Below are 4,854 nucleotides of genomic sequence, written 5' to 3' on the forward strand. Positions count from 1 at the left end.
GAACCATAGTTTTTTAAGAATGTAGAGTCATATGTACCATGAGGAGAGCTCAAGGAGAATACCATTGCCATATCACCAGAGGATTTAGTAGTTGTAACACCTACTGCTTGTACCTCGGCAGGCAATTGTGAAAGCGCTGCTTGAACACGGTTTTGCGTATTAACCGTATTCATATCAGCATCTGTACCTTGATTGAACTGAACCGTCAATGAATAACTACCAGAACTGGAGCTATTAGACGTCATATAGTCCATATCTTGTACGCCTACAATTTGTGTTTCAATAACACTGGCCACTGTATCGTTAACAACTTGAGCTGTCGCACCAGTATAGGCCGTGTTAACACGAACTGTAGGTGGAGAAATTTGTGGATATCGAGCTACCGGGAGGTTCATCATGGAGATGAGACCTACCAAGGTAATAACAATAGCTATTACAATGGCAAAGATAGGTCGATTAATAAAGAATTTCGACACGATCTAGCCCCCTCTTATTTTGTAGCTTTCAATTGTTCTTTTGAAAGTAATTTAGCATTTACTTTCACACCATTCTTAACCTTAGTTAAGCCATCTACGATGATAGTATCTCCAGGTGCTAAGCCAGCTTTAATGATAGTTTCACCACCAGTAGTACCACCAAGTTCAACAGTTTTTTGCTCAACTACACCATCTGCATTCACAACATAGATAAAGTTTTTATCCATAATTTGAAGAATCGCACGATTTGGTACGAGAATAGCATTTTTAAGTTTTTCACCTGGAGAAATAACTGTTGCATACATGTTTGGTAACAATAAATGATTAGGATTTGGGAAAGATGCTTTCAGTACGAGCTTGCCTGTAGATTGATCTAGGCTCTTCGCCGCTTGCACGATAGAACCAAGTTCATTATAAACTTCACCATCAGCAAGTTTTAATTGAATATTTGGACCATTGGAATCATCACCAGTTGGATTTTTCATGAAGTCAAGATATTCCTGCTCTGTCATGCTGAACTCAACAAAGATTGGATCGATGGAATCGATTGTAACCAATGTTGTAGAACCAGCTTGTACAAATGCACCCATATCTATATCGTCCATACGCAATGTACCAGAATATGGTGCATATACCATAGTATCACCCAAGTTGTCTTGAGCGATTTTAACAGATGCTTGATATGCTTCATAAGCAGCCTTAGCTTGTTCATACGTACTGCGTTGTGTATCTACACGTTGTTGCGCAATTGCATCTTGTTGAGCCAATGTTTCATAACGTTGAAGATCTAGTTCGGCATTTTTCATATTTGCACTGGCTTGAGCCGCTTGCGCTTCAGCATTAGCAACAGTTGATTCATACTGACGAGAGTCAATACGATATAATGGCTGACCTGCTACTACTTGCTCCCCACCTTTAACAAATTTTTCCACTACATATCCAGTAACACGAGCATGTACCGCTACAGAGTTTTCTGCAACTACTGTACCAGCAAAGGTTTGATTTACCTGTGCATCACTGGCAGTAATTTTGTATGCATTGACACTCACATCGCCTGCCTGCTGTTGATTACTGCCACAACCAGCAACCATTACAGCTGATACAACGAGAGCCGCTAACATACGGGAATAACGGAACTTCATTATATATACTCCTTTACACGAAACTAATCATTTATGTTACATAATTTCATAAATATCTTTATATATTTTACAGGATTCTATAGACAAAGTCAATTTTTTCAACACCTTTTAACCATTGTTAAACATAGATAAAATCTAAATCTAACGCTATCTATTGTATACAATAAAAATGATAAAAACTATTGACTTTTATATGTTTTTGTGAACACTTTTTCATGATGTATTGTGTTACTAAAAAAAGCTAGAAGATTAGGTGACTACTGCATTGTAACAGTAATTACGTATCCTCTAGCTTTAGCTTGAATATTTGGTGGAGATGAGGGGAGTCGAACCCCTGTCCAGAAGTGTTGCCATATAGACTTCTCCGAGCACAGTCTATGATTTAGATCTCAGGTTGCTACCGCTCACAGACAAGCTACACAACCCCAGTTCATATTGTCTCGCCTAATTCATATGAACAACTGAATTAAGCCAGCCTACGGTTTGACGTCCATTCACACTTGGTAGGCACAAGTATGAGGGACGTAGCTTATGCAGCTAATGCAAAATTTTCTTCTGCGTTTAAATGTTTTCCCACCGTTTAACGGCCTCATGGAACGCCGACTCGCTATCTATACCACACGCACCCCTGTCGAAACCTTTACATCCCCGTGCGTTGGTCTAATAATTATAAGCCTATTTACTATAACTGTCAATTATAGTAAGCCTTATCAACGCTTATAAATCTTTGCTTAGTAGCTCCCAGAAAATATGTACAGATTATCTAGGACAATTCTTTTATTGCTGTATGCAAAGTTTGACATACATAGTCGATTTGTTCCTTACTATGAGCTGCTGTAACAGTCAAGCGAATTCTACTTTCACCGACAGGAACTGTAGGCGGACGAATGGCTGTACCGATGATTCCAGCCTCATATAGATAATTAGATACAGCTAAGGTATCTTCGTTCTTGCCAATGAGGATTGGGAAAATTGGCGTATCACTTGTAGCATATATGCCCATAGCGTTTAATCTGTCAGACATATAGCCTACATTGTCTTGTAAACGCTCTAAAACAGATGCATCAGAATCAATGATTTGAAGTGCCGCAAGAGCAGCCCCAATGTCTGCTGGAGATAGTGCGGTGGAAAATATAAAGCTGCGACTTGTATTAACAAGATAGTCAACAATCGTACTATTAGCAGCTACATAGCCCCCCACTGATCCAAGGGATTTGCTCAATGTACCTAGTTGTATATCTATCTCTTTTTCAAGACCGAAATAGGGCGCCGTACCATGGCCATTGCCAATAGTCCCTGTCGCATGAGCATCGTCCACCATGAGCAATGCATTATATTCACGACTCAGTTCATATAGCTTATCTAATGGTGCAATATCGCCATCCATGCTAAAGACACCATCAGTAACGATAAGTTTTCGCGCACTACGATCCACTTGTTTTATTAAGAACTTTAGTTCCTCCACCTCACAATGACTATACGCCTTTATAGTGGCCTTGCTCAAACGACATCCATCAATGATACTAGCATGATTTAAAGCATCGCTAAAAATGATAGTATTCTTATCTGCAATAGCTGATATGGTGCCTACATTAGCCATATAACCTGTATTAAATACGAGAGCTTTTTCTGTATTCTTAAATTTTGCTAATTCATTTTCAAGCTCTGTAAATAAGGGAAATGTCCCAGATACAAGTCGAGACCCGCCTGAGCCAGTACCATATTGTTGAGCCCCTTTTACAGCCCCTTCTATAACGCGAGGATCAAAGGTAAGGCCTAAATAATTATTAGAAGCCATCATCAAATACTCTTTATCATCGCGCTTCACACGCACTGCTTCTATAGGGCAGTATTCTTTCAAGGTGCGTAAATTATGATTGTTGATTTTATGATTTAGTTGGTCTTTAAAAAACTTATACATTATTTCACCGTTGAACAAGTACGGGAGTCTTCTCCAAGTACTCAATTACACTTTTACTATCTATATCAGATTGAACAAAGAATACTCGACCCCCTATGTCTGAGCCCAACTCTTTCATATTGGGAATACGGTGGTATACTCCATTACATGCAACGTATCCTACCGTATAATCTGGATCATCTGACCAACATAATTCACCTACAATACCATCAGCAGATTGCACCTTAGACGCTAATACTAAAGCCTCTCTCATATGATCATTATCCCCTAATGATTCAGAATCAAAGGAGTCCATATGACTGACGCGAACGCCTCGCTTCCCTTCATCAATGCGTTTACCAGTTGTAGCATCTACTAACATAGCACCACGCATAGAAGAATCTAATCCTTTTAAAAAATTAATAGCATTTTGAATAGCCACTTCGGTAATATGAGGACCTTGTAAAAGCTCAATAGCTAATTCATGAGCCTCTACAATCGTATTGGCTCTATGTTCTTCTACTTGTAAACAATCGATATATGTTATCTCATTAGACGGAATTAAATCTACCGTAATATTTATAAAATCAGCTGTTCCTTTACTGTGATGTAAAGCCCGTTCAGCTAACGATTGAGCTATACTCCCTACCTCTTCTAATTTCACAATACGCTCTGCTCCAGAAATATGGTGGCCCCCGTTTTCATGGGGACCACCTTGAGCTGCACGCATGCGTACACTATATAATTCAGACATTATGACACCTTGCCTTTTACAAGATTATTTTCTGGTACTTGGCTGTGAATTTTACGAAATACTTTCACAAATACAGGTGCCATAATAACGGTAAAAATCATACCTGGAACGGCTAAGGCAATCATAGGTAATGCAGCCTTGCCAATATACAAGGATAAGGATAAGCGTGCCAAAGCAGATGCAATCGGACCAGAAATCATAATGCCAATTAGATGATTTTGACACATCCATAGGATAAGACCTACGATAAGGCGGAATTGCATAGCAATCATTACGTTTAAAATAGATTGAGTGCCTAAAGCTAAACCAATTAAACTAGACAAACAACCACTGATGATATATTTTTTGAAACCAAACACGGCACATATAGCTACCGCTAACGGGGCGGACAACTGAAACTCTATACCAGGAATAATATTAGGTATTTTAATAGCCCCTAACACTGTAATCATCGCTGTTAAGATGGCAATTTCAGTAATGTACCGAATGTTCTGATTCATAATGTTTCTCCTCTACTTAGATAATGTTAACCACAAACACCTCTTCTTGTTTACATTATAAATTCAATATACATATTTATCA

5 protein-coding genes and 1 other RNA gene are annotated in these 4,854 nt (G+C 38.8%); all 6 read right to left on the reverse strand.

The window, feature by feature from the left end:
• Positions 1-476, reverse strand: a 476-nt coding sequence (locus Q0F90_RS07165) for an efflux RND transporter permease subunit (RefSeq protein WP_296004358.1), incomplete at its 3' end; no start/stop codon positions are given.
• 14 nt (positions 477-490) lie between these two features.
• Positions 491-1,618 (reverse strand): efflux RND transporter periplasmic adaptor subunit, encoded by a 1,128-nt coding sequence (locus Q0F90_RS07170; protein WP_296004359.1) that lies wholly within the window; start codon positions 1,616-1,618, stop codon positions 491-493.
• 308 nt (positions 1,619-1,926) lie between these two features.
• Positions 1,927-2,268, reverse strand: a transfer-messenger RNA (tmRNA) gene (gene ssrA / locus Q0F90_RS07175).
• 113 nt (positions 2,269-2,381) lie between these two features.
• Positions 2,382-3,539, reverse strand: a complete 1,158-nt coding sequence (gene bioF / locus Q0F90_RS07180; RefSeq protein ID WP_296004360.1) for an 8-amino-7-oxononanoate synthase — start codon at positions 3,537-3,539, stop codon at positions 2,382-2,384.
• A 4-nt stretch (positions 3,540-3,543) separates the two neighbouring features.
• Positions 3,544-4,272 carry a 6-carboxyhexanoate--CoA ligase gene (locus Q0F90_RS07185; RefSeq protein WP_296004361.1) on the reverse strand — a complete coding sequence of 243 codons (729 nt, stop codon included), beginning with the start codon at positions 4,270-4,272 and terminating at the stop codon, positions 3,544-3,546.
• Positions 4,272-4,772 carry a hypothetical protein gene (locus Q0F90_RS07190; RefSeq protein ID WP_296004362.1) on the reverse strand — a complete coding sequence of 167 codons (501 nt, stop codon included), beginning with the start codon at positions 4,770-4,772 and terminating at the stop codon, positions 4,272-4,274. The genes Q0F90_RS07185 and Q0F90_RS07190 overlap by 1 nt, the downstream gene beginning before the upstream one ends.
• Positions 4,773-4,854 lie beyond the last annotated feature (82 nt).

The sequence above is a fragment of the uncultured Veillonella sp. genome, assembly GCF_934190855.1.
In the GTDB taxonomy this organism is placed as follows: domain Bacteria; phylum Bacillota; class Negativicutes; order Veillonellales; family Veillonellaceae; genus Veillonella.